This is a genomic window from Corallococcus sp. AB038B, from assembly GCF_003668955.1.
Taxonomy (GTDB): Bacteria; Myxococcota; Myxococcia; order Myxococcales; family Myxococcaceae; genus Corallococcus; species Corallococcus exiguus.
In genome coordinates, this window is sequence record NZ_RAWO01000013.1 from 237,938 (window position 1) to 261,332 (window position 23,395).

The window sequence follows — 23,395 nt, forward strand, 5'->3', positions numbered from 1 at the left end:
GAACAGGCATGTCGATCCGCACGGGGCCCATTCGTCGCCAATTTGGACGGGCAATGGGACTGCCCGGAAGGGACGGACGCGACGATGGAACTGACGGTGACGGAGTTCGTGACGCTGGACGGAGTGGTGCAGGCCCCAGGAGGTCCGGAGGAGGACACGAGCGGCGGCTTCACCCACGGCGGCTGGGTGCAACCCCATTTCAGCGAGGAGATGGGCGCGCACATCGTCGACATCTTCTCCCGCGCGGACGCGTTCCTGCTCGGGCGAGGGACGTACGAAATCTTCGCCGGCTACTGGCCGCGCGTGACGACGCCGGACGACCCCATCGCCCGGCCGCTCAACACGCTGCCCAAGTACGTGGCGTCCACCACCCTGCGCCGCGTGGAGTGGGCGAACTCAAAGCTGCTGGAGGGAGACACGGTGGAGGCGGTGCGCCGCCTCAAGGCCTCGCCCGGCCGCGAGCTCCAGGTGCATGGCAGTGGCGGCCTGCTGCAGACCCTTCTGGCGCATGACCTGGTGGACGTGCTGCATCTGCACGTCATGCCCGTGACAATTGGCAGCGGCCGGCGCCTCTTCGGAGCGGGAACGCAGCCTCGCATGCTGCAACTGGCCGCTTCGCGAATCACGCCCAACGGAGTGGCGCTGCTCACCTACCGGCGCGCCGGCCCCCTGCGGACGGGCACCGTCGGACAACTGGATTGATGCGTCAGCGCAGCCCCGCGAGCTTCGCCAGCTCGCGGGCCATGGCGCGCAGCTCCTCCGCGCCCGCCGCGTTCGGGCTCACGTCGAACACGACCTCGTAGCCCAGGCCCGCCTGGTTGATGGACTCCGAGCGCGGGATGCGTGCCTTCAGCACCGGCACCGTCACGTCCTTCAGCGCCTCCTCCATCGCCTCGTTGGTCGCGGGCGTGCGCCGATCCCACAGATTCACCGCGGCCACCAGCTGGCCGCCCTGCTCGCGCACGTCGCGCCACGCGGTCTCAATCTCGCCCAGGCCCTGCAGCGCGAACGCGCCCGTGGGCACCGGCGCCACCACCACGTCCGCGAAGCACAGCACCGCTTCCGTGAACGCGCCGATGCTCGGCGGCGTGTCCACGATGATGACGTCCGGCGTCCACGACAGCGTCTTCAGCGCGCGCGGAATCGCCTGGAGCCGGTGACCCCAGCCGAACAACTCGCGCTCCAGCGCCGCCATGCGCGGTGCCCCCGGCGCGATGAACAACCCCTGCCGCTTCGGCGACGCCACCACGATCTCGTCCAACTTGTGCTTCGGCCGAGGCCCGAACGCATCCGCCACGCACGGGCCTTCACGCGTCTCCAGGCCCAGCACCAGCGACGCATGCGCCTGCGGATCCAGGTCCAACAGCAGCACCCGGCGCCCCGCGTCCGCCAGCGCCGCCGCCACGTGCGAACACAAGGTCGTCTTCCCGACGCCACCCTTGATGGTGCAGAACGCAATCGTTGGCATGGCCCCGGATGTACCAGGAATCCCCCACGGCGCGGGGCCGCTCCGGATTGGACCGCCCGCCCCATCCGGAGCGCTCCAGAATGGAGCAGCCCGCCCTGCCCCACCCCCGTGACTCCAATGATTCCAGCCCCTTGGCGCTGGCACCGGACGTGCTTTGTCCCCTCCACGTCAGGGCGCCCCCAGCGGGTGTCGGAGCATCAGGAGAGTCACCATGGAAATCCGCTTCTTTGGCGTTCGGGGCAGCATCGCGGTGTCGGGCTCGCGCATCGGTGGCAACACCGCGTGCGTGGAGGTGACGAGCCAGGGCGAGCGGCTGATCCTCGACGCGGGCACGGGCATCCGGACGCTGGGCGAAGTCATGATGCGAGAGGGCGCTCCGCAGAAGGCGACGATGTTCTTCTCGCACCTGCACTGGGATCACGTGCAGGGCTTCCCCTTCTTCACGCCCGCGTACCTGCCCACCACGTCGCTGACGATGTACGGCCCCGGCGCGAATGGCGCGCAGGCGCTGGAGTCCACGCTGTCGCAGCAGATGCGCCCGCCGCAGTTCCCGGTGCCGCTGTCCACCATGCGCTCGAAGATGACCTTCGGCGCCGCGATGCACGGCCGCACCGTGGAGGTGGGCCCCTTCAAGGTGACGCCCATCGACGTGCCCCACCCGGACGGCTGCATGGCGTACCGGGTCGAGGCGGACGGCCACTCCTTCGTGTACGCCACGGACGTGGAGCTGCCGGAGCGCCTCACTGCGGACGTGGCCCGGCACTTCGAGAGCGCGGACGCGCTGTGCCTGGACGCGCAGTACACGCCCGACGAGTACGAGGGCAAGAAGGGCATGTCCAAGAAGGGCTGGGGCCACTCGACGATGATGGACGCAGCCAAGGTGGCCAAGGACCTGCACGCCGGGCGCCTCTTCCTCTTCCACCACGACCCGTCCCACGCGGACGAGCTCTTGGAGGACATGGCGCAGGAGGCGCGCGGCCTGTTCCCCTTCACCGAGCCTGCGCGTGAGGGCCAGCGCATGCTCCTGGGCCGCGCGGCGGGCGCATGAGCGCCGCGAGCCCGGAGCCGTGCGATAGACTGTCTCCAGCGCCCTTCTCTCTTCCGCCGCTGCCCGCCGCCATGCCCTCGTCCCCGCCGGATGTGTCCCAGGTCCTGCTCCCCCTTGGCGGCCTCGTCGGGCGCGAGGTGGACCTGGACGCCTTCCTCCAGACGCTCGTGGACCGCATCGCCATCACGCTCCAGGCGGACCGGGGCACGCTGTGGCTGTTGGACCCCGTGCGCCGAGAGCTGTTCAGCCGCGCGGCGCACCTGCCGGAGGTCGCGCAGATCCGCGTGAAGCTGGGCCAGGGCGTGGCGGGCTACGTGGCGGAGGCCGGCGAGCCCGTGCACGTGCCGGATCCTCGCGGCGAGCGCCGCTTCTTCGCGGACATCGACCGGATGACGGGCTACCGCACCATCAGCCTGGCCGCGGTGCCGCTGCGCGACGCGGCGGGCGCCGTGTACGGCGTGCTCCAGGTGCTCAACCGCCTGGGCGGTGGCCCCTTCACGGAGGACGACACCCGGAAGCTCACCGACATCGCGGCGCAGGTGAGCACCGCCCTCCAGAGCACCAGCCTCTACCAGGAGCTCCAGCGCGCGAAGGATCAGCCGCAGGCCCCGGTGGGCTACTTCTTCAACCGCATCATCGGAGAAGCCCCGCCGCTCAAGGCCCTCTACCGCCTGGTGCAGAAGGCCGCGCCCACGGACGCAACGGTGCTGCTGCGCGGGGAGAGCGGTTGCGGCAAGGAACTCTTCGCGCGCGCCATCCACGTCAACGGCCCCCGGCGCGACAAGCCCTTCGTGAAGGTGGACTGCGCGGCCCTGCCCGCCGCCCTCATCGAGAACGAGCTCTTCGGCCATGAGAAGGGCGCCTTCACCGGCGCCGACCACCGCATGCCCGGCAAGTTCGAGGCGGCCGACGGCGGCACCGTCTTCATCGACGAACTGGGCGAATTACCCCAGGCCGTGCAGGGCAAGCTCCTGCGTGTGCTGCAGGACCGCGAGTTCGAACGCGTGGGCGGCACGCAGGCCGTCAAGGTGGACGTGCGCATCGTCGCGGCCACCCACCGCGACCTGCCGCGCATGGTGGCGGAGGGCCGGTTCCGCGAGGACCTCTACTACCGCATCAAGGTCGTGGAGCTGCTCCTGCCTCCGCTGCGCGAGCGCGGCGCGGAGGACATCGAGCGGCTCGCCCGTCACTTCGTCGCCACCGCCGCGAAGCGCCACCGCCTGCCCGTGCCCCGCCTCGGCGCCACCGCGCTCGCGAGGCTCAAGCGCTACCGCTGGCCCGGCAACGTGCGCGAGTTGGAGAACTGCATCGAGAGCGCCGTGGTGCTGTCCGAGGGTGAAATCCTGGAGGAGCACCTGCCCCTGCCCTCCCTGGACCGTGCGCCCTCGCCCACCGAGCCAGACGCGCCGCAAGTGCCCGCCACCACACCGGACGCACCGCTCCTCCTTCCGCTGGCGGAGGTGGAGCGCCGCCACATCCTGCGCGTGCTGGAGGCCGTGAAGGGCAACCGCACCGCGGCCGCGCGCACGCTGGAGATCGGCCGCAACACGCTCGCCCGCAAGCTCAAGGAGTACGGCCTGGCGGACGAGGGCTGAACTTCGAATCACCCTCGAAGCCCGAGCCCCGCCCCTCAGCGGGCGGCCATCGGGGCGGCAGCCCGTCCGGGAGTGCCTTTCGGCGGACACCGGGGGCACCTCTCCTCAGGGCCGTTGTGCGCACCCGCGAGGGCCGGACACGTGCCCGTCCAAGGGGAAGGAGCACGTCATGGCGGATGTCCTCGATGCCCATTCAAGCGGGCCCCCGGCGCATCGGGAGGTGCGGACCGGCAGGATCATCGGCATCTCCGTGGTGGCCGCCCTGGGCGGATTCCTCTTCGGCTTCGACACCGCCGTCATCAACGGCACGGTCGTCGCACTGAAGGCCGAGTTCGCCGCGAGCAGCCTGGGCCTGGGGCTGGCGGTGTCCTCCGCGCTCATCGGCTCGGCGGCGGGCGCCTTCGCGGCGGGGCCCTTCGCGGACCGCTACGGCCGCCGGCGCGCGATGATGCTCGCGGCGGCGCTGTTCATCATCAGCGCCATCGGTTCGGGGCTCGCGTTCTCCCTCTGGGACCTGAGCTTCTGGCGGCTGGTGGGCGGCCTGGGGGTGGGCTTCGCCAGCGTCGTGGCGCCCACGTACATCGCGGAGATCGCCCCGGCGTACCTGCGCGGCCGCCTGGCGTCCCTGCAACAGCTGGCCATCGTGTCCGGCATCTTCGTGGCCCTGCTGGGGGACTTCGCCATCGCGCTCTACGCGGGCTCCGCCTCCAACCCCACCTGGCTGGGCTTCACCGCGTGGCGGTGGATGTTCTTCAGCGGCCTGCCACCCGCGCTCTTCTACGGCATCGGCGCCATCTTCATCTCGGAGTCCCCGCGCTTCCTCGTGGCCAAGGGCCGTGAGCAGGAGGCGCTGAGCGTGCTGAGCGACATCGAGGGGGACGCCGCGCCCGCCAAGGTCGTGGAGATCCGCCGCTCGCTGCGCACGAACTACACACCGCACCTGGCGGACCTGAAGGGCGGCCGCTTCGGGTTCCTGCCCATCGTGTGGATCGGCATCGTGCTCGCGATGCTCCAGCAGTTCGTGGGCATCAACGTCATCTTCTACTACTCCAGCGTCCTCTGGCAGGCGGTGGGCTTCTCCGAGCACAACGCGCTGGCCATCACCGTCATCACCAGCGTCACCAACATCCTCACCACGCTCGTGGCCATCGCGTTCGTGGACAAGGTTGGAAGAAAGCCCCTGCTGCTCATCGGCTCCGTGGGCATGGCGCTCACGCTGGGCCTGCTGGCGTACCTCTTCGGCACCGCGCCGTTGGATGCCGCGGGCAAGCCCGTGCTGCAGGGCGCGGCAGGCACCACCGCGCTCATCGCCGCCAACCTCTACGTCGTCTTCTTCGGCTTCTCGTGGGGGCCCATCGTCTGGGTGCTGTTGGGCGAGATGTTCCCCAACCGCATCCGAGCGCTCGCGCTGTCCATCGCGGCCATGGCGCAGTGGCTGGCCAACTTCCTGGTGTCCGCCACGTTCCCGTCGCTGCAGGCCGTGGGACTCGGCTGGGCGTACGGCCTCTATGCCGCGGCCGCCGTCTTCTCGATCTTCTTCGCCGCGAAGTACATCCGCGAGACGAAGGGTCAGGAGCTGGAACAGATGTAGCCCCGCGAGACAGGGCGATACACGGGAGTCCGTACACCCGTACGGGCTTTCTTCATTTTTACGCACCGGCTGGGTGAGAAAACACCTGATCCATTTGACACCTGGGGTCACAGGCTTTCAGCATCTGCTTCATGCTGAAACATTCCCCCCCGCTCCCCCGACTTGCGAGCGTCCTGCTCGCTTCCCTCCTCCTCACACTGACAGCGTGTCCCGGCGACGAAGGCTCGGACGATGACGGCGGCACGAACATCACGGACGGTGGTCAGACCGACGCGGGTCCCGATGGCGGTGACCCCAACAAGCAGCCCGACGGTGGCTCCTATGATCCGGGCGCCCAGGTCTGTGGCGACGGCAAGGTCCAGAAGGGCGAGGCCTGTGACGATGCCAACACGGTGAGCGGCGACGGCTGCGTCTTCGATTGCAAGGAGATCGAGGTCGGCTTCGAGTGCCCCGAGTGGGGCCGGCCCTGTGTCATCGCGACGGCGTGCGGCAACGGCATCGTCGAGGAAGGCGAGGTGTGCGACGACCGCAACAAGGAGTCCAACGACGGCTGCAAGGCGGACTGCTCCGCCGTGGAGACCGGCTGGTCCTGCCCCTTCCAGGGGCAGCGCTGCCGCGCGTCCGAGTGCGGTGACAAGATCATTGCCGGCGAAGAGGAGTGCGAGGACGGCAACACCGCCAATGGCGACGGCTGCAGCAACACCTGCCGTCTGGAGCAGGGCTACAAGTGCGACACCATTGGCCAGCCGTGCGCGAAGACGACCTGCGGCGACGGCAAGAAGGAAGGCACCGAGCAGTGCGACGACGGCAACCACGACATGGGCGACGGCTGCTCGCCGCTGTGCGTGCTGGAGCCCAGCTGCAAGGGCGGCGTCTGCCAGGCGCGCTGCGGCGACGGCGTCATCCTCCCCGGTGACACCAATGAGCAGTGCGACGACGGCAACACGCGCAGCAACGACGGCTGCTCGTCCGAGTGCAAGCTGGAGGATGGCTTCGCCTGCGTCCGCGTCACCGACGAGCTGCCGAGCGTGGTGGAGATCCCGGTCGTCTACCGCGACTTCTGCGGCAAGGGCACCACCAGCACCAACTGCAAGGCCCCGGCCATCCTCCACCCGGACTTCGATGACAAGAACGGCTCGGAGAAGGGCATCGTTGGCGCGGAGTTCGTGGGCAAGCTGAACGCCAAGGGGAAGCCGACCTACGCCAAGGATGGCGTGTCCTCCGGTACCACCAGCGGCTCGACGAACTTCAACCAGTGGTACACCGACGTGAAGGACATCAACCTCACGGAGGTCAGCACGCTGAAGCTGAACCGCCTGGGCACGACCGGCGCCGCCTACCAGTTCAACAACCCGAACTTCTTCCCGCTCGACAACAGCGGCTGGGTGGGCGCGGGCCTGGAGAACCGTGGCGCCAACAACCACAACTTCAGCTTCACGAGCGAGACGCGCTACTGGTTCCAGTTCAAGGGCAACGAGCTGCTGGAGTTCAACGGTGACGACGACGTCTGGGTGTACATCGACGGCACCCTCGCCCTGGACCTGGGCGGCGTCCACGGCGCGCTCGACGGCTCCGTGAACCTGGCCAACGCCACGACCGTGTCCAAGCTGGGGCTCCAGAAGGACAAGATCTACGAGGTGGTCGTGTTCCAGGCGGAGCGCCACCAGAGCGCGTCGTCGTACAAGCTGACCCTGACCAACTTCCAGACCGAGCGCACCTCGTGCGAGTCCACGTGCGGCAACGGCAAGGTGGACAAGGGCGAGACGTGCGACAACGGCAACCTCAACGGCCCGGGCTACGGCAAGTGCAGCCTCACCTGCATCTGGAACGCCCGCTGCGGCGACGGCATCACCCAGTACAACTACGGTGAGACGTGCGACGACGGCAACACCAACGACCGCGACAACTGCCCGAACAACTGCCAGATCGATCCGGGGTAGTCGTTCCGCCGTCCCCGGCTCCGGCGCCCTTCAGCGCCGGAGCCCCCCGCCCGGGCCTCACAAGGTCCGGGCGAGCATGAACACGGCGGCCAGGGACAGCGCCCCGGCCGCCGCGAAGTGCCTCCAGGCCCGGCGGGACAACACCCCGCCGGTGCCCGTGGCGCCCTCCCCCAGCACCATCAGCGCCGGACGCCCGCCGCGCCCGCGCAGTTGATAGGTGCCGTCGCGGGACCCACGCTGAAGCTCCCCCACCACCAGGCACGCCTCTCCGGGGACGCCCACGCGCTCCCAGGTCAGCGCCTGCGCGGGCGCTCCCAGCAACTCCGCCCGGGTGAGCGCGGGCGGCGCCAGGCAGCGGCGCACCTCCACCGGCGCCAGCAGCGCGGACGGCGCGAAGCCCACTGCGGCCCGCGTGCGCTCGCCCTTCAGGATCAGCACCGGCGAGTACGCGCGCTCACGAGACAGGAGCGGCCCCTTCCGGCCGTGCGTCCCCACCGCGTGCACCGCCGCGTCGTAGAAGGCGCAGGGCACGCCGCCCGGTGACGTCAGCGTCTCCACCGAATCCAGCTGGCCCCGGTACACGCCGAAGCCCGGGGGCCGCCCCGCGCGCAGGGCCTCCACCGCCTCATCGAGTGACATGGGCGCGGCGCCGCGCAGCGCATCCGCCCGCAGGCGCACCCGGGCCCCCCGGGCGGACACCCCTGCGGCCAGCACCAGCAGCACGGCACCCAGCGCCTTCACCAGCACGTCCGGCGACACGGGCACCAGCGGCGTCCCGCGCATCCACGGGACGAAGAGCACCAGCCCCAGGGCCAGCGCCCCGAAGCCCGCGAGCATCCAGCGCGACCGCGAGCCCGTGGGCGTCCGCCCCAGGGTGAAGGTCGCCCAGAGCAGCAGGGCCAGGCCCACGCCACAGAGCGGCAGCAGGAGCACGCGCCCCAGGTCCACGGCCATGCCCACCCCCGCCCGCGTGCCGGACGGCCCCGAGACGACGGAGCCCGGCGGGAGCAAGGTGGGAACGGGCGGACGGGGCGGCAAGCCCCATCCCCTTGCCGGAAGGCCGCGGCGGACTACTCGCCGGGGACGCGGCGCACGGGGCGCTCCTGCAGCGGCCCCACGACCTTCAGGTCATCGAAGATGCACTCGAGGTTGCGGCAGCCCAGCGCCAGCTTGCCCACGCGGCCCTCGAAGCCCGGCAACACCTTGGAGGCGAAGAGCTTCTTGTTGAGGAAGGCGTCCACCCGCACGCCGCTCTTCAGCCGCTTGAGCTGGAGCTTCACCAGGAAGGGGCCCTGCTTCGGCACCGGCATCTCGTCCTGGACCAGGTTCTTGGTGTCCTCGGCGCTGTTGCCCACCACTTCATGCCCGTCTTCCGGGGAGAAGTAGCGCCACGACAGGCGCATGCCCGCGTCGGGGATGGCGAAGACGGACACCTGCACGTCGCGGATGCGGAACGCCAGCTCGCCGAAGTGCTGCCCGTCCTCCTCCACCGACCACTGCTTCCCCAGCGGGTTCACGTCCATCAGCACTTCGGCCGTGAAGTCATCGCTCGTGAAGTAGCGGTGCGCCAGATACGCGCGCGGCACCAGCTTGCCGTCCGCTTCCCGGCCGGCCTGCACGACGCGCAGCTCCCCCTGGTCCATCGTCCACGTGCCGCTATGGACGTTGATCTCCTCCTCGCCCTGCCCGAAGCCCAGCTCCAGGGTGGAGCTGGCCGAGCCGGCCTCGGGCGGCGTGAGCCTCAGGCCGGAGAACACCTCTCCTTCCGTGTTGGCCGGGAAGTGCAGCTCCGTGAGCGGGGGCGGCTTCGGGCGGCCAAGGCCGTACTCCTCGTCGCCCAGGCGCAGGCTCACCGGCCCCACGAAGGCGCGCACCGCCAGGCCCAGCACGGCCAGGCCGCCCACCACGGACAGGCCGGTGCGCACCCGGCCCCAGCCCGCGTGGATCGTGTCCAGCACGGCGGACTCGGCGGCCGTCGGAGACTTCATCGGAGGCACGTGCGAGGGCCTCGCGCGCGCCAGCGCCGACGCGGGCGCCACCACGTGCGGCGACGACGAGGCCGTCACCAGCCCTTCCAGCGCCTCGCACACCTCCGTGGCGGTGGCGTAGCGGGCCTCGCGGTCCGTCTCCAGCAGGCGCTCCACCACCGGATCCAGGCGCGGATCCAGGCCTCCCACGCGCTCGGACGGCAGCTTGAAGCGGCCCACGGGCAGCTCGCCCGTGAGCGCCTCGTACATCATCACGCCCAGGGAGAAGAGGTCCGCTCTCCCATCCACGTTCTTCGCGTCCCGGCGCTGCTCCGGGGCCATGTAGTTGAGCGTGCCCATGGCCACCGCGGTCGCGGTGAGCTGCTTCTCCGAATCCGGCTCGCGGATGCCCGCCAGGCCGAAGTCCGCCACCTTCGCGTGCAGCCGCCCATCCAGCAGGATGTTCTCCGGCTTCAGGTCGCGGTGGATGATGTTCTTCGCGTGCGCGCACTCCACGGCGCGCGCCACCTGGAGCAGCACCTTCAGCGACTGCGCGGGCGAAATCGGATCCCTGCCGCTCAGCGCGTGGCGCAGCGACTGGCCCTCCACGTACTCCATGACGAAGTAGTAGTGCTCGCCCTGCACGCCCCGGTCGATGATCTGCACGATGTTCGGGTGGCTCAGGGCCGCGAGCGCGGTCGCCTCCTTGTCGAAGCGCGACACGAACTCTTCGTCCTTCGCCAGCCGGGGCGGCAGCATCTTCACCGCCACCGTGCGGCCCAGGGACCGCTGGCGCGCGAGCCACACCTCGCCCATGCCGCCGCGCCCCAGCACCTCCAGGAGCTCCAGGCCGGGCAGCTCGGGCTTCGCGCCCGTCAGCATCGTCTCCGCGTTCTCGATGTCGCGGATGCCCGTGTTCACCGGCGCGCGCGGGGCCTTCACCCCCAGCGACTCCGGGCGCACCAGCGTGGCCCCGACCGCCTCCGCGGCCACCGGGCCCGACGCGGGCAATGCCACTCCAGACGTAGGGGCGTCGCGGCCCGCCACGGTGGCTGGAACCACCCCCGCGGAAACCTCGCCCTCGTCCGCCTTCCCCACGCCATCTGGTCGCGGGATGTTCATCTCGTTGCCCCCTGGGACGGAGCCGGCCCTGATCTCCTGTCCCACCGAGTCCTCCCGGCCCGCTCCAACACCCGGAGCGGCGGAAGGTGAAATCGATTCTGGCGGTTCATCCGCCGTGCGCGGCGTGAACGTCACCGCGTTGCCTGCTTCGTCATGGGCCTTGTCGGCCGGCCGGATGCCCGACGGCTCGGCCGGGCGGTGGATGCCGGACACGTCCGCGCGCCGCACCTCGAACCGGATGCCGCAGCGGCACGTCACCTTCTGGCCGCTCACGTACACCCGGGTGTCGTGCACCGTGCCGCAGTTGGGGCACGACTGGGTCGTCGTCATGGACGAGGAGCGCACCGTCAGCGCACCTTGCGGGAGGTGGAAGTGGTCAGCTCCGCGCCGTGGACGCGGAAGGTCTGCACGCCCTTCTCCTTGCCCTTCACCTGCTGCAGCACCGGCAGCTCCTCCACGTCGAAGCCCGGCCCGGACTTGCGCACCGTGGCCTCCGACGCCAGCACCTCGCCGCTCTTCGCGATGCCGCACAGCCGCGACGCGGTGTTCACGGTGTCGCCGATGGCGGTGAACTCGTGCCGCTCCGCGCTGCCCATGTAGCCCACGACGGCCTGGCCGGTGTTCACGCCAATGCCCACTTCGATGGGCTTCTTGCCGTCCAGCACGCGCTGCCGGTTGAGCTCCGTGACGGCGTCCTGCATCTCCAGCGCGGCGCGCAAGGCGCGGGCCGGATCATCCGGGTGCGACGACGGCGGACCCCACACCGCCATCACGCAGTCCCCGATGAACTTGTCCAGGTTGCCTTCGTAGCGGAACACCACGTCCGCCATGGCGGTGAAGAAGCTGTTGAGCATCGACACCACCTCCTGCGGCGAGTCGCTCTCCGCCAGGGTGGTGAAGCCACGGATGTCCGCGAACAGGCAGCTCACCTCCGCGAGCCGGCTCTGGCGCAGGTCCTCCGTGCCGCCGTTGATCACCGCGTCCGCCACCGCCTTGGACAGGAAGCGCGACAGCTCCGCGCGCGTCACCGCCTCGTTGCGGATCTGCTCCGCCAGGGCCGCGTTCTCCAGCGCGATACCGGCCTGCGCGGCGATGCCGGAGAGGATGGTCAGGTCCTTCTCCGAGAAGGCGTTGATCTGCTGGCGGCTGTCCAGGAACAGCACCGCCATGATGTCGCCGTTGACGAGCAGCGGCACCGCCATGGCGGACCGGATGCCCTGCGCCACGATGCTCTCCGCGGCGGAGAAGCGCTCGTCGATGATGGCGTCCGCGGTGAGCACCGCCTTGCCCGTCTCCACCACGCGCTTGAGCACGGTGTCCGACAGCATGACGTTCACCTGCTTGCCCTGCCGGTGGTGCACCGCGGCCGGGATGAACTCCCCCTGCGGGCCCACCTTCAGGATGACGCCGTGGTCGGCCGCGAGCAGCTCGAAGGCCACCTTCAGAATCTGTTCGAACAGGTCGTCCTGGGTGCCCTTGAGGCTCACCTGCCGGTGGAACTCGTGGACGATGCGCAGCTTCTCGTAGTCCCGGCGCAGCGCGGCGTTGTCCGTCACCTGGTCGGCCGGACGGAAGTTCTGCGGCACCTGGTCCATCTGCGCCAGGAAGGCCGGCATGGAGACGGCGTTGGCCACCACCGTCACGCCCGGCAGCGTGGGCGGGTTGCTTCCGCCGGGCAGGGCCTCGCCGCTGTGGAAGACGAGCCGGGAGGAGCCCAGGGCGATCTCATCCCCGTCCTTCAGGCGCATCTCCCCCGTCACCCGGCGCCCGTTGACGAAGGTGCCGTTGGACGAGTTCAGGTCGCGCAGCACGAAGTCGCGCCCCACCTTCTCGATGGTGGCGTGCTCCTTGGAGACCTCCCGGTCCACCAGCCGCAGCGTGTTGGAAGGATGGCGGCCGAGCGACGTGGTGGGGCCCAGGGGAAACTCCCCCAGCGACCCGTCCGCGAACCGCCCCGTCAGGTGCGGCCCGCGCGGGTGCGACCCGGACCTGGGCGGGAATGGGGCGGGTGCCTGGTTCACGCGCGAATCCTCACCGGCCCGGACACTACCAGAGCCTTCCGCCCCAAAGGAACGCTCGCGAAGCCCCCCCGGTTCCAGGCCACCAACGCCCTGCACGGCCGGTCAGTCCCCTCCTCCGTCGGGTGGCTCATATGGACGGCGGGGCCACCGTCCCCGGGGCGGCGGGGTTCACGGACGCGGCTGGGCGGCGCTCGGGGGCCCTGAAGCCCAGGCCCACGGACGGCAGGAAGGTCATCCCGCCCAGGTCCCGCTTCTGCCCGAAGACGTGGGGGTTGCAGAAGACGTAGCCCCCGGTGAGCTCCGCGTAGAAGTGCACGTACTTGTAGCCGACCGCGAAGCCCACCGTGGAGCCCACGAAGTGGCTGTTCACCACGGACGGCAGGCTCGCGTCGAAGCCCGTCACCGGCTTGCCCTGCTGGGAGAAGTCCACCAGTTGGGCGTCCAACCGGGTGTGGCTGAAGACGTACTTGGGGGCGCCGTAGAGCTTGAACACGTCGCCGTACTCGGCGCTCAGGTACAGCGGCACCTCCACGTCGGTCCGGCTGAAGTCCCCCAACTGGACGACCTCCAGGACGTCCATCACCGCCCCGGAGAACAGGTACTTGGACACCCCCAGCCCCAGCGCCATGTCATAGGAACGGCGCGGCCCCGGGCCGCCGTGGGCCAGGCGCACCTTGCCGTCGAAGCGCAGCGCGTTGCCGTTGTAACGCCCGCCCACGTCGAAGCCGTCCAGCAGCCCCACCCGCACCATCAGCTCCGGGTTCACCCCCGGCGGGGCCACCGCCAGGGCCAGGCCCGCCGTCAGCAGGCGCTGCTGGTCCTCCTCCGTGAGGTTGTAGGGCCGGTCCTCCTCGATGGCCCGCTTCGCCTCGAGCCCCTGGTCGATGCCCACGTCCACCACCGACGCCAGCGTCCCCACCGGGACGAACACGCCCATGCTGCCCGTCACCTGGACCTGGCCCGGAGAGAGCGTCTTGGCCGTCTGCATGGTGGACAACGGGGTCGCGCACCCGGCGGAGAGCCCAGCGAGCCCCAGCAGGAGCAGAACGGGAAGGTTTCTCATGGGGTTGCAGGTTAAGCCCATTTCCAGCGCGAACGCTTCAATCCGGGCGGTCACGTGGTAAGGGGGCATCGTGCGAATCAAGCAAAAACCCGAGGACTTCTCCGTGAAGGAGTCCTACCGCTTCGACGAAGTCGCCAGCGGAAAGCATCGCGTCTACCTGATGGACAAGCAGAAGCTGTCCACCTTTGACGCAGTCAACCGAATCCGTGACGCATTCGGGCTGAAGCCCGGCGCCATCAGCTATTGCGGCCTGAAGGACAAGCAGGGCCGCACCGAGCAGATCATCGCCGTGGACAGCGCGGACGTGGACATGCAGGAGCCCGATCTGCGCCTGAAGTTCCTGGGCCGGACGGACAAGCCGCTGTCCGCGAGGAACATCACCTCCAACCGCTTCTCCGTCACCGTGCGTGCCCTCACGCGCGACTCGCTGGCGCCGCTCAACCTGGCCGCCGCGGAGGTGAACCGGCTGGGCGTGGTGAACTACTTCGACAGCCAGCGCTTCGGCGCGCTCAAGCACGGCCAGGGCTTCATCGCCAAGGACCTCATCCGGGGCGACTTCGAGGCCGCGCTGCACAACTACTTCGCCCGCCCCTCGGACCTGGACCGCACCGAGGACGCCAAGGTGAAGGGCTTCTGGCGCGACAACTGGGGCAAGTGGGACGCGCGCGTGCCCTTCGAGGGCGCGAAGAAGTACCACCGCATCCTGCGCTCCCTGCGTGAACACCCGGGCGACTGGCTCCGTGCGTTCCTGCAGATCGACTCGGACTACCGGGCGATGATCCTCTTCGAGTACCAGAGCTTCCTCTGGAACGAAGGCGTCCGGCGCTACCTCCAGCTGATGCTGCCGCGCGAAGCCATGTTCCCCATGCGCTACCAGGCCGGCACGCTGCTGCACTTCCGGGACGCGACCCCGGACGTGCTGCACACGCTGCGTGAGATGACCTTCCCGCTCGTGGGGCCGGACTCCACCTTCGAGGATCCGAAGGTGGCGGAGGCCATGGCGTGGGTGCTGGGCAAGGAGAAGCTCAAGCTCCCCGACCTGCGCATCAAGGGCGCGGAGCGGATGCTCTACTTCAAGGGCGAGCAGCGCCCGCTGGTGATGTTCCCGCACAAGCTCGTCGTGGGCCGCACGCAGAACGACGACGTGAACCGCGGCGACATCAAGGTCAACGTGGCCTTCACGCTGCCCCCGGGCGCGTACGCCACGCTGGTGATCAAGCGCCTGTTCCACTTCGAGTACACGGAGGACTCGAAGGAGGACATCCGCACCTCGCAGCGCCCGCGTCTCGTCACCACCGAGCGCGACGAGGTCCGGGTGGAAGAGGCCCGGAGTGTCGCGCGTGCCTCGGAAGGACCTTCCCGCCACCGCACCCTGGCGGACCGGGCCGCCCCCCGCACCACGCGTCCGGCCACGTCCGAGCGTCCGGCCACGTCCGAGCGCCCCGCCCGTCCGGGCACCTCCCGTCGCGACGACCGGGCCGCACCGCCCGCGAAGGACGCCCGTCCGCCCAGCCGCATCGGCCGGCCTGCCCGCAAGCCCCGCGAGGAACTGCCGGACCTGGATGAGGTCAAGGCCGCCTCCTCGCCTGCTGCCGAGCCGGAGATTCCGTTGGGCTTCCGGGCGAAGCAGAAGCAGCGCAAGCAGGTGAAGGCCGAAAGCCGGGCGGAAAAGGCCGAAAAGCAGCGCCTGGCTGCCGCCAAGTCCGCGAAAAAACAGAAGCGGAAGTGATGATCGAGGGCGGCGCAATGGCCTTTGGCCGCGCCCGTAGTCCAGGGTGTGAACGCTCTTGCCCTCGACTCGCTCCCCATGGCCATCGGAATGCTGATGGCTGAGGACGCCGCCCCGCTCCCCTGGAAGGCGGACGTGCAGGCCGCCCGCAAGGGGGACCCGTCCGCTTTCGAAGCGCTCGTTCGCAGTGTGCAGCGCCCGGTGTACGGCCTGGCGCTGCGCCTCTTGCAGAGCGACGCGGAGGCCGCCGAGGTCGCGCAGGAGGCCCTTCTCCGCGCGTACCAGAACCTCCACCGGTACGACGACTCGCGCCCGTTCGACCTCTGGGTGCTCGCCATCACCCGCAACCTCTGCCTGGACCTGCTCCGCCGCCGCACCAAGGTGCGCACCGAGGAGCTGGAGCCCATGAAGGAGGTGCTCCCCAGCAACGACGTGTCCCAGGAGGACGGGGCCATCGCGCGTGAGGAGCGGCAGTCACTGGAGGCCGCCATGGAGACGCTCTCCGTGGACGACCGTGAAGTGCTGGCCCTCTATTACGTCCAGAAGCGCACCACGAAGGAGATCGCGCAGATCATGGGCTGCGCGCCCGGGACCATCATGGCCCGCCTGTTCCGCGCCCGTGAGAAGCTGCGCAAGAAGATGGCGCCCGCCGAGGAGGAGACGCGATGAGCCCCACCCCCTGCCCTGATCTGGAGGTCCTCTTCGCGGAGCTGGAGGCCGGCGAGGGCCCCGCCCTGGATCACGCCGCGGAGTGCGAGGCGTGCGCGGCCCTGATGGAGGATCACCGCCTGCTGGAGAACGACTTGTTCCGGCTGGCGGATCCGCTGCCGCCCCCGTCGCTGGTCGTGAACGTGATGGCCCGCGTCGCGGAGAGCCCCGTGCCCCAGCGCCGCGAGGTGTGGACGGGCCTGGCCATCCTGCTCACGTCCCTGGGCGTGGGTCTGGGCTTCCTGTTCACCAACGACAGGGCGCTCGGCCGCATGGGCACCGCGTTCGCGTCCAGCGTGCGTGACAGCCGCGCGTTCGTGGAAGGCCTGTTCAGCGGTGCGCACGCCCTGTGGAGCACCGCGGGGCTGGCGGTGGCCTGCATCGTCGCCTTCGTCGTGTTCACGTCGCTGTTCGGCCTGAAGCGCCTGGCCGGCTCCCCTCCTCCGTCCCTCTCCGAAGCCTGAGCGTGACCATGAAGATCCTCCCCCGCCTGTTGCTTCCGACCCTCCTCCTCGGCGCCCCCGTGGCGCTCGCGGAAGGCGCCCCGGCCCCCGCCGCTGCCGCCACCGCGCCGGCCCGCACCATCGACGTGAGCTTCCGCGGTTCGCTGCGGGACGCGCTCAAGACCATCGCGGAGAAGGGCGGCCTGAACCTGGTCGTCACCGGCGACCTGGACACCCCCGCCGAAGTGCGGCTGCGCGGCATCAGCGCCGAGCAGGCCCTGCGCACCGTGGCCCGCGCCTACTCGCTCCACCTGGAGCAGGACGGCTCCATCTTCACGCTGCGCCCGCTGACCGCGAAGGAGAAGGAGTCCGGCGTGAGCCCCACGGCCAACGCCCCCACTCAGCCCGTCGCTCCGCCCGTCATCGCCGCCAGCCCGCCCGCACCGCCGGCGCCTCCCGCTCCGCCCACCCTGGACGAGGACGCGACGCCGGAGGAGGCCCGCGAGGCGCGCGAGGAGGCCCGCGAAGAGGCGAGGCGCGCTCGCGATGAGGCCAAGCAGGCCGCGAAGGAAGAGGCCGAGGCCGCCAAGCAGCGCATCCGCGAGGAGATCCGCAGCTTCCGCGACAGCTTCAAGCACAAGAAGGGCAAGCGCGGCGCCCGGGACGTGGTGGCGCGCGGACAGAACCTGGAGGTGAAGGAGGGCGAGTCCGTGGAGAGCGCCGTCGTGTACGGCGGCAACCTCATCGTGAAGGGCACCGTGGAGGACGACGCGGTCGCCTTCGGCGGCAACCTGGAGATCCAGGGCCACGTGGAGGGAGACGCGCACGCCTTCGGCGGCAACGTCATCCTGGGGCCCAACGCGCAGGTGGAGGGCGACGTGTCCGCCTTCGGCGGGCAGGTGCAGAAGGCGGACGGCGCCATCGTGGAGGGCAGCCTGGAGTCCTTCGGCGGCGCGGGCCTGGGCCGCATGGTGGCCGGGGAGATCAAGCGCGGCATGCAGGACGGGCAGAACCACGACGCGTCGGTGGACCACGACGATGATGACGACCACGACGGCCGCGGCGGCGGCCTGGCGTCCTTCATCCTCCAGTTCGCGCTCCTCTTCGGCCTGGGCTTCCTGGGGCAGATGTTCTTCCCGGCGCGCATGAAGGAACTGGGCGATGAGATCCGCGCCAACCCCGCCCGCAACTTCTGGGTGGGCCTGGTCGGCGCGGCGGCCCTCATCCCGCTGACCATCGTCCTGTGCATCACGCTCATCGGCATCCCGGTGGCGTTCGCCCTCCTGGTCGCCTCCATGCTGGGCACGGCGTTGGGCTACGCGGCCATCGCCAGCGAGGTGGGCACGCGGTTGCCGGTGATGCGCGGCCGCAAGACGCAGGCGGTGGTGCTCGCCCTGGGCCTGGGCCTCATCCTGCTCATCAGCCACATCCCGGTGGTGGGCGTGCTGCTCAACCTCATCCTCAACCCGCTGGCCTTCGGCGCGGTCATCCGCACCCGGTTCGGCTACCGCGGCCGGGGCATGCCGGAGCCCATCTTCCCCCGGAGCGAGCACCCGGTTTGACGCACCCGGCCTCACGGCCCCCCGGATTGCCACACCGCATCATGAAGCCCCGCTCCCAAGCGCACCGGGAGTGGGGCTTTTCCTTCTCCAACAAGTGCCGGGCTCGCGCGCCATCACCTGCGCTGTCGTCACGGGGTGTTGACGGTGGGCGGGCGGCCGCTGACAGGCTTTGACCGGCTCCGTCGGGTGCGCCATTTTGCGCGGCACCCATGCGACGCCTCCCAGACGCAACCCCGCGCGGCAGGGCCATCACCGTGGACCTCGAGGGCGAGAGCATCCCCGCCATCGAAGGCGAGCCGGTGGCGTGCTCCCTCATCGCCGCGGGCGAGAACGTCCTCTCCCGCTCCGTGAAGTACCACCGCCCGCGCGGGCCGTACTGCTTCGCCGCGGCCTGCTCGCACTGCCTCATGCGCGTGGACGGGCTGCCCAACGTCTACACCTGCCGCACCCCCGCGAAGGAGGGCATGCGGCTGGAGCGGCAGAACGCGTACCCGTCCGCGAAGGTGGACATCTTCGAGACCATCGACTGGTTCTTCCCCAAGCGCCTGGACCATCACGAGATGTTCGCGGGCGTGCCGGTGGCGGAGGACGTGATGGCGCGCGTGGCCCGGCAGCTGGCCGGCCTGGGTCTGTTGCCCAAGCAGGCGGGACCGGAGCCCCTGCCCCCTCGCACCTTCCACACCTCCGTCGCGGTGGTGGGCGGCGGCGCGGCGGGCCTGGAGGCGGCGCGGGTGCTCGCCGGACAGGGAGTGCCCTTCCTGCTCTTCGAGCGCGACGCGAACCTGGGCGGACGTCTGGCCCACGGCGCCCCGGAGGACAACGCGCCCTTCGTGCCGGAGGCCACCGCGTTCCCGCAGGGCAGCGTGGTGCGCAACGCCACCGTCATCGGACTGTATGACGACGAGCACGGCCGCTACCTGGCGGTCGCGTCGCAAGAAGCTGCGAACCTGCGGCTGCTCAAGGTCTACGCGAAGCGCTTCCTGCTCACGGTGGGCGGTCATCCCCCCACCCTCCCCTTCGAGAACAACGACCTGCCCGGCGTCATCGCGGGCCGCGCGGCGAGCCTGCTCCTGCGCAAGCACGACGTGGCGCCCCAGGTGGCGACGCTGGTGGGCCACGGCCCGGAGCTGCACGCGCTGGCGCACCTGTTCACCCAGCGCGGCGTGGAGGTGGTGGCGGTGGTGGACCTGAAGGGCCCGCTGCCCGCGAACGCGCACCCGAAGGCCGTCGTCGGTGATGGGCTCAAGGCCCACGGCCTGCGCGGCGTGACGGCGCTGAGCTTCACGCCCCAGGGTGGCCGCAAGCAGAAGGTGTCGTGCGACGCGGTGGTGGTGTCCGTGCCGGTGACGCCGGGCTTCGAGCTGGCGCGCCAGGGCGGCGCGAAGGTGGAGTTCGACGCGGACGCGGGCCACTTCCGGGTCGATGCGGACGCGGACGGGCGCACGCAGGCGGCGGACGTGTTCGTCGCGGGCGACGTGGCGAAAGTAGGTACGGCGAAGGACGCGGCGGCCATGGGCGCACGCGCGGCGCAGGCGCTGATGGGAGGGCTGTCATGAGCAAGGCGCTCGTCTGCACCTGCGAGGACGTCACCGTCACGGACGTGGAGCACGCCATCGAGCGCGGCTACCACGACGTGGAGTCGGTGAAGCGCTACACGGGCTTCGGCACCGGCATCTGCCAGGGCAAGAGCTGCCACTCCGCGGTGGCCGCGCTGCTCAAGCAGAAGGCCCCGGCGCTCAAGTCGGAGGGCGTGGTGCCCTTCACGCCGCGCCCGCCGCTGTACCCCACGGAGCTGCGCGTGCTCGCCAGCGCTCCCGTGGACGAGTCCGTCCCGCCCGTGGGCGGCGTGCCCCAGGAGCTGGAGCACTTCCCGTCCGCGCTGCGCCCGGAAGGGCCGGTGCCGCAGAAGGCGAAGGTGGTCATCATCGGCGGCGGCATCATGGGCCTGTCGCTGGCGTACAACCTGGCCCTGCGCGGTGAGACGGACGTCGTCGTGCTGGAGCGCGGCTACCTGTGCGCGGGCGCGTCCGGCCGCAACGGCGGCGGCGTGCGCATGCAGTGGGGCACCCCGGCGCTGATTGAGCTGGCCAAGCGCTCCATCGACTTGATGAAGGGCTTCGCGCGCGACCTGGGCGTCAACGTGTGGCTGCGCCAGGGTGGCTACCTGTTCCTGGCCAAGCGCAAGGACACCGCGTACCGCCTGGATCGCAACGCCGCCCTGCACAACAAGTACGGCGTGCCCACGCGCATCATCACCGCGGACGAGGCGCGGAACATCGTCCCGGACCTCACGATGAAGGACTGCGTGACGGCGGCCTACAACCCGGAGGACGGCGTCATCTTCCCCTGGGCCTTCCTGTGGGGCTACGCGCAGGGCTGCGTGAAGCGCGGCGTGAAGGTGGAGACGTACACCAACGTCACCGGCTTCGAGACGAGCAACGGCCAGGTGCGCAAGGTGAAGACGGACCGGGGCGACATCGCCTGCGACACCGTGGTGCTCGCCTCCGGCGCGTGGAGCCCGCAGGTGGCGAAGCTAGCGGACGTGACGCTGCCCAACGAACCGCACCGCCACGAAATCCTCAGCACCGAACCGCTCAAGCCCTTCCTGTCGCCGCTGGTGTCGGTGCTCGACACGGGCCTGTACTTCAGCCAGTCCATGCGCGGTGAAATCGTGGGCGGCATGGGCGACCCGAAGGAGCCCGCCGGCCCCAACATGGGCAGCACCCTGCGCTTCGTGGCCCGCTTCGCCCAGGCCCTCACCGAGCAGCTGCCGCACGTGGGACAGGTGAAGGTGCTGCGCCAGTGGGGCGGCCTCTACGACGTCACCCCGGACAACAACCCCATCCTCGGGCGCACCCCCGGCCTGGACAACCTGCTGCAGCTGTCCGGCTTCGTGGGCCACGGCTTCATGATGGCCCCCGCCGTCGCGGAGCGGATGGCCCAGTGGATGACCTCCGGTGACTCCGACGAGCTCTTCACCCGCTTCAACCTCCGCCGCTTCGAGGAAGGCACCCTCGAGCGCGAGGACATGATCATCGGCTGAAGAATTCCGCCCTCCCCGCCCCTGTCTCCGCCTGGGACAGGGGAGCACCCGCATGTCCGCAAAAGCGGCACTCCCGGAAAATCGCGCAAGCTCCCGGGATGGCTGGGGATTCGCCGCGGATTGTGACGTTTCTTTACAAACGCAACCGGATTGCACGGAGCATCCACGCACCACTGTCACGGGTACGTGACGCCGGGCTCCCTCTGACGGGCGCACTGGCACGGAGCGTGCGTAGGCCCCCCGCGCCGCGCAATGCCGCGCGGGGGGAGATTCAGTGATGGCCGCGAAGAAGCTCGTGGGTGCGATGCTGGTGATGGGCCTGACGGCGTGTGGTTCCGTGGAGCCCATGGACGTGCCGGACGCGGAGCCGCTCGCGTCGCAGGAGTCCAACGTCATCGTGGGCTCGCTGAACTGGGTGAGCGCCACGTCCCTCACGGGCACGCAGCGCACCAGGTCCCTGGCGGTGGGCTACCTCTCCATCCCCGCGGTGGGCAGCCGCTGCACGGCGTGGCTGGTGTCCAACGACGTCATCATCACCAACAACCACTGTGTCGGCAGCAGCGCGGACGCGGTGGGCGCGCGCGTGTCGTTCAACTACGAGGACGGTGTCGCGTCCGCTTCGCGCGTCTGGTACCCGTGCGCCACGTTCATCAAGACGTGGAGCGGTGACGACATGACGGCGCTGCGCTGCTCGGCCGTCAATGGCCAGCTGCCCGGCCAGGTGTACGGCTTCCTCACCGTCGCCACCGCCAACGCGGCGACGAACGCCACCGTGTACGTCGTGAACCAGAACTGCGACTACTACACGACGTCGTCCTGCGTGCCGACGAAGAAGTCCTCGCCGGGCAAGGTGCTCAACGGCAACTACAGCACCACGGACATCTCCTACGACGCGGACACGCTGGGCGGCTCGTCCGGCTCGCCCGTCATCTCCACGTCCACCAACCAGGTGGTGGCGCTGCACCACATCGGCATCGGCGGCAACTCGCAGGGCCGCGGCACGGCCAACACCGGCGTGAAGGCCACGCGTGTGAAGGCGCGTCTGGCCGAAATCGGCCTGTAGTCGCCAAGGAAATCGCCAGACGTCTACGTCACGGACGAAGGCTCCCCTCCGGCCAGCAGCACGCGCTGGGGGGGCGCATCCGTTCCGGTGGGCCCGGTCGGCTTCAGGAGCAGGGTCCGCTTGAGGCCGCCCAGCGCCAGTCGCCCCAGGCCCCGCTTGAAGGAGCGCGGCAGGAAGCGCAGCAGCCGCATCACCCAGCGGTGTCCCAGGCCAGGGTACACCAGCGCCTCGCCCCGCTCGAAGCCCTCCAGGGCCTCGCGGGCGCACTGGCGCAGGGACAGTTCGAAGAACGGCGTCACCTCTCCATCCAGGTGCGGCCCCAGCGCCAGCGGACCGGGGGCCACGAACGTGACGGGGATGCCCGCGTCCTTCAGCTCCAGGCGCAGGGATTCACTGAAGCCGTCCAGGAAACGCTGCGTGGCGGAGAACGCCACCGCACCCGGGAGGAACAAGCGCGCCGCGCCCGAGCCCACCGTGAGGATGCCGCCCCGCCCGCGCTCCAGCATGGGGCCCAGCAGGCGGTGGGTGATCATGGCCGGGGCGAGCACATTCGCGTGCACCAGCTCCTCGATGCGCTTCCAGCGCTCCTCCGCGTACAGCCCGCTGGAGGCGTAGTCCGCGTTGTTGATGAGCACGTCCACGCGGACGTAGTGGCGCTCCAGGTGGTCGAACAGGGCGTCCACCGCGCGCGGATCATCCATCCGGCACGCGCGGATCATCACCCCCAAGGTGGGATTCCGGACGAGCAACTCCTCCCTCAGGCTCCCCAGGTCGTCCACGTCGCGCGCGACGAGCACCAGGGTTCTGACCCGTGGAGAGAGCAGCCGGGCAAGCTCGCGGCCGATGCCGCCAGCTGCGCCGATGATGAGCACGGTACCGTTGTCGATGGGAGGGCGCATAGGGGGGCAGGACCTCGGACAGGAAGGTGTCCATGCGCGGGTCACCCTGCGTGCCCGCCCCGCCGCTCGGCTTCTCCTGCACGCCCCCTTGCCCTGGCGGCGGGCGGGCATTAACCGTTCAGTGTTCCCGCTG

At 70.1% G+C, this 23,395-nt stretch carries 18 protein-coding genes; 12 read left to right on the forward strand and 6 right to left on the reverse strand.

Annotated elements, in window-relative coordinates; all coding sequences use genetic code 11:
* Positions 1 to 84: 84 nt before the first annotated feature.
* A complete protein-coding gene (locus D7Y04_RS35385) occupies positions 85 to 702 on the forward strand; it encodes a dihydrofolate reductase family protein (RefSeq protein ID WP_121762183.1) in 618 nt (205 codons plus the stop codon).
* 4 nt (positions 703 to 706) lie between these two features.
* On the opposite strand, the gene D7Y04_RS35390 is transcribed toward D7Y04_RS35385, so the two are convergent.
* Entirely contained in the window at positions 707 to 1,468 is a 762-nt protein-coding gene (locus D7Y04_RS35390) for a ParA family protein (protein WP_120597404.1), read from the reverse strand.
* A 211-nt stretch (positions 1,469 to 1,679) separates the two neighbouring features.
* On the opposite strand from D7Y04_RS35390, the gene D7Y04_RS35395 reads away from it, so the two are divergent.
* The 4 genes from D7Y04_RS35395 to D7Y04_RS35410 all read left to right on the forward strand — a co-directional run bounded on the left by D7Y04_RS35395 (position 1,680) and on the right by D7Y04_RS35410 (position 7,642).
* Positions 1,680 to 2,516, forward strand: a complete 837-nt coding sequence (locus D7Y04_RS35395; RefSeq protein WP_121762184.1) for an MBL fold metallo-hydrolase — start codon at positions 1,680 to 1,682, stop codon at positions 2,514 to 2,516.
* Positions 2,513 to 4,111 carry a sigma 54-interacting transcriptional regulator gene (locus D7Y04_RS35400; RefSeq protein ID WP_120597402.1) on the forward strand — a complete coding sequence of 533 codons (1,599 nt, stop codon included), beginning with the start codon at positions 2,513 to 2,515 and terminating at the stop codon, positions 4,109 to 4,111. The genes D7Y04_RS35395 and D7Y04_RS35400 overlap by 4 nt, the downstream gene beginning before the upstream one ends.
* A 169-nt stretch (positions 4,112 to 4,280) precedes the next feature.
* Entirely contained in the window at positions 4,281 to 5,702 is a 1,422-nt protein-coding gene (locus tag D7Y04_RS35405; RefSeq protein ID WP_120597401.1) for a sugar porter family MFS transporter, read from the forward strand.
* Between the two features lie 131 nt (positions 5,703 to 5,833).
* On the forward strand, positions 5,834 to 7,642 hold the full coding sequence (locus tag D7Y04_RS35410; protein ID WP_121762185.1) for a DUF4215 domain-containing protein: 1,809 nt from the start codon (positions 5,834 to 5,836) through the stop codon (positions 7,640 to 7,642).
* Between the two features lie 57 nt (positions 7,643 to 7,699).
* Here D7Y04_RS35410 and D7Y04_RS35415 read toward each other — a convergent pair whose 3' ends face one another.
* The 4 genes from D7Y04_RS35415 to D7Y04_RS35430 all read right to left on the reverse strand — a co-directional run bounded on the left by D7Y04_RS35415 (position 7,700) and on the right by D7Y04_RS35430 (position 13,815).
* Positions 7,700 to 8,680, reverse strand: a complete 981-nt coding sequence (locus D7Y04_RS35415) for a hypothetical protein (protein WP_233601725.1) — start codon at positions 8,678 to 8,680, stop codon at positions 7,700 to 7,702.
* 32 nt (positions 8,681 to 8,712) lie between these two features.
* Entirely contained in the window at positions 8,713 to 11,061 is a 2,349-nt protein-coding gene (locus tag D7Y04_RS35420; protein WP_121762213.1) for a serine/threonine-protein kinase, read from the reverse strand.
* A gap of 17 nt (positions 11,062 to 11,078) precedes the next feature.
* On the reverse strand, positions 11,079 to 12,752 hold the full coding sequence (locus D7Y04_RS35425; protein ID WP_121762186.1) for an adenylate/guanylate cyclase domain-containing protein: 1,674 nt from the start codon (positions 12,750 to 12,752) through the stop codon (positions 11,079 to 11,081).
* 127 nt (positions 12,753 to 12,879) lie between these two features.
* Positions 12,880 to 13,815 (reverse strand): hypothetical protein, encoded by a 936-nt coding sequence (locus D7Y04_RS35430; RefSeq protein ID WP_121762187.1) that lies wholly within the window; start codon positions 13,813 to 13,815, stop codon positions 12,880 to 12,882.
* Between the two features lie 70 nt (positions 13,816 to 13,885).
* Between D7Y04_RS35430 and truD the strand changes: the two genes are divergently transcribed.
* The 7 genes from truD to D7Y04_RS35465 all read left to right on the forward strand — a co-directional run bounded on the left by truD (position 13,886) and on the right by D7Y04_RS35465 (position 22,363).
* Entirely contained in the window at positions 13,886 to 15,544 is a 1,659-nt protein-coding gene (gene truD / locus D7Y04_RS35435; RefSeq protein WP_120600180.1) for a tRNA pseudouridine(13) synthase TruD, read from the forward strand.
* 90 nt (positions 15,545 to 15,634) lie between these two features.
* Positions 15,635 to 16,213, forward strand: a complete 579-nt coding sequence (locus D7Y04_RS35440) for an RNA polymerase sigma factor (RefSeq protein ID WP_370457290.1) — start codon at positions 15,635 to 15,637, stop codon at positions 16,211 to 16,213.
* Positions 16,210 to 16,716 (forward strand): hypothetical protein, encoded by a 507-nt coding sequence (locus tag D7Y04_RS35445; RefSeq protein WP_120581561.1) that lies wholly within the window; start codon positions 16,210 to 16,212, stop codon positions 16,714 to 16,716. The genes D7Y04_RS35440 and D7Y04_RS35445 overlap by 4 nt, the downstream gene beginning before the upstream one ends.
* An 8-nt stretch (positions 16,717 to 16,724) precedes the next feature.
* Positions 16,725 to 18,257 (forward strand): polymer-forming cytoskeletal protein, encoded by a 1,533-nt coding sequence (locus D7Y04_RS35450; RefSeq protein WP_121762214.1) that lies wholly within the window; start codon positions 16,725 to 16,727, stop codon positions 18,255 to 18,257.
* Between the two features lie 209 nt (positions 18,258 to 18,466).
* Positions 18,467 to 19,813, forward strand: a complete 1,347-nt coding sequence (locus D7Y04_RS35455) for a 2Fe-2S iron-sulfur cluster-binding protein (RefSeq protein ID WP_120598989.1) — start codon at positions 18,467 to 18,469, stop codon at positions 19,811 to 19,813.
* A complete protein-coding gene (locus D7Y04_RS35460; protein WP_121762188.1) occupies positions 19,810 to 21,300 on the forward strand; it encodes an FAD-dependent oxidoreductase in 1,491 nt (496 codons plus the stop codon). Before D7Y04_RS35455 ends, D7Y04_RS35460 begins: the two co-directional genes overlap by 4 nt.
* 277 nt (positions 21,301 to 21,577) lie before the next feature.
* Positions 21,578 to 22,363 carry a serine protease gene (locus D7Y04_RS35465; RefSeq protein WP_120598987.1) on the forward strand — a complete coding sequence of 262 codons (786 nt, stop codon included), beginning with the start codon at positions 21,578 to 21,580 and terminating at the stop codon, positions 22,361 to 22,363.
* A gap of 23 nt (positions 22,364 to 22,386) precedes the next feature.
* On the opposite strand, the gene D7Y04_RS35470 is transcribed toward D7Y04_RS35465, so the two are convergent.
* Positions 22,387 to 23,262, reverse strand: a complete 876-nt coding sequence (locus tag D7Y04_RS35470; protein WP_121762189.1) for an SDR family oxidoreductase — start codon at positions 23,260 to 23,262, stop codon at positions 22,387 to 22,389.
* Positions 23,263 to 23,395: the final 133 nt, after the last annotated feature.

Excerpts from the sequence above, each read along its gene's own strand:
- D7Y04_RS35430 (WP_121762187.1), bottom strand. The coding sequence starts at position 13,815 with ATGAGAAACCTTCCCGTTCTGCTCCTGCTGGGGCTCGCTGGGCTCTCC.
- D7Y04_RS35385 (WP_121762183.1), top strand. The coding sequence starts at position 85 with ATGGAACTGACGGTGACGGAGTTCGTGACGCTGGACGGAGTGGTGCAG.
- D7Y04_RS35445 (WP_120581561.1), top strand. The coding sequence starts at position 16,210 with ATGAGCCCCACCCCCTGCCCTGATCTGGAGGTCCTCTTCGCGGAGCTG.
- D7Y04_RS35440 (WP_370457290.1), top strand. The coding sequence starts at position 15,635 with ATGCTGATGGCTGAGGACGCCGCCCCGCTCCCCTGGAAGGCGGACGTG.
- D7Y04_RS35400 (WP_120597402.1), top strand. The coding sequence starts at position 2,513 with ATGAGCGCCGCGAGCCCGGAGCCGTGCGATAGACTGTCTCCAGCGCCC.
- D7Y04_RS35460 (WP_121762188.1), top strand. The coding sequence starts at position 19,810 with ATGAGCAAGGCGCTCGTCTGCACCTGCGAGGACGTCACCGTCACGGAC.
- D7Y04_RS35405 (WP_120597401.1), top strand. The coding sequence starts at position 4,281 with ATGGCGGATGTCCTCGATGCCCATTCAAGCGGGCCCCCGGCGCATCGG.
- D7Y04_RS35450 (WP_121762214.1), top strand. The coding sequence starts at position 16,725 with ATGAAGATCCTCCCCCGCCTGTTGCTTCCGACCCTCCTCCTCGGCGCC.
- D7Y04_RS35410 (WP_121762185.1), top strand. The coding sequence starts at position 5,834 with ATGCTGAAACATTCCCCCCCGCTCCCCCGACTTGCGAGCGTCCTGCTC.
- D7Y04_RS35465 (WP_120598987.1), top strand. The coding sequence starts at position 21,578 with ATGGCCGCGAAGAAGCTCGTGGGTGCGATGCTGGTGATGGGCCTGACG.
- D7Y04_RS35470 (WP_121762189.1), bottom strand. The coding sequence starts at position 23,262 with ATGCGCCCTCCCATCGACAACGGTACCGTGCTCATCATCGGCGCAGCT.
- D7Y04_RS35395 (WP_121762184.1), top strand. The coding sequence starts at position 1,680 with ATGGAAATCCGCTTCTTTGGCGTTCGGGGCAGCATCGCGGTGTCGGGC.
- D7Y04_RS35455 (WP_120598989.1), top strand. The coding sequence starts at position 18,467 with ATGCGACGCCTCCCAGACGCAACCCCGCGCGGCAGGGCCATCACCGTG.
- D7Y04_RS35390 (WP_120597404.1), bottom strand. The coding sequence starts at position 1,468 with ATGCCAACGATTGCGTTCTGCACCATCAAGGGTGGCGTCGGGAAGACG.
- D7Y04_RS35420 (WP_121762213.1), bottom strand. The coding sequence starts at position 11,061 with ATGACGACGACCCAGTCGTGCCCCAACTGCGGCACGGTGCACGACACC.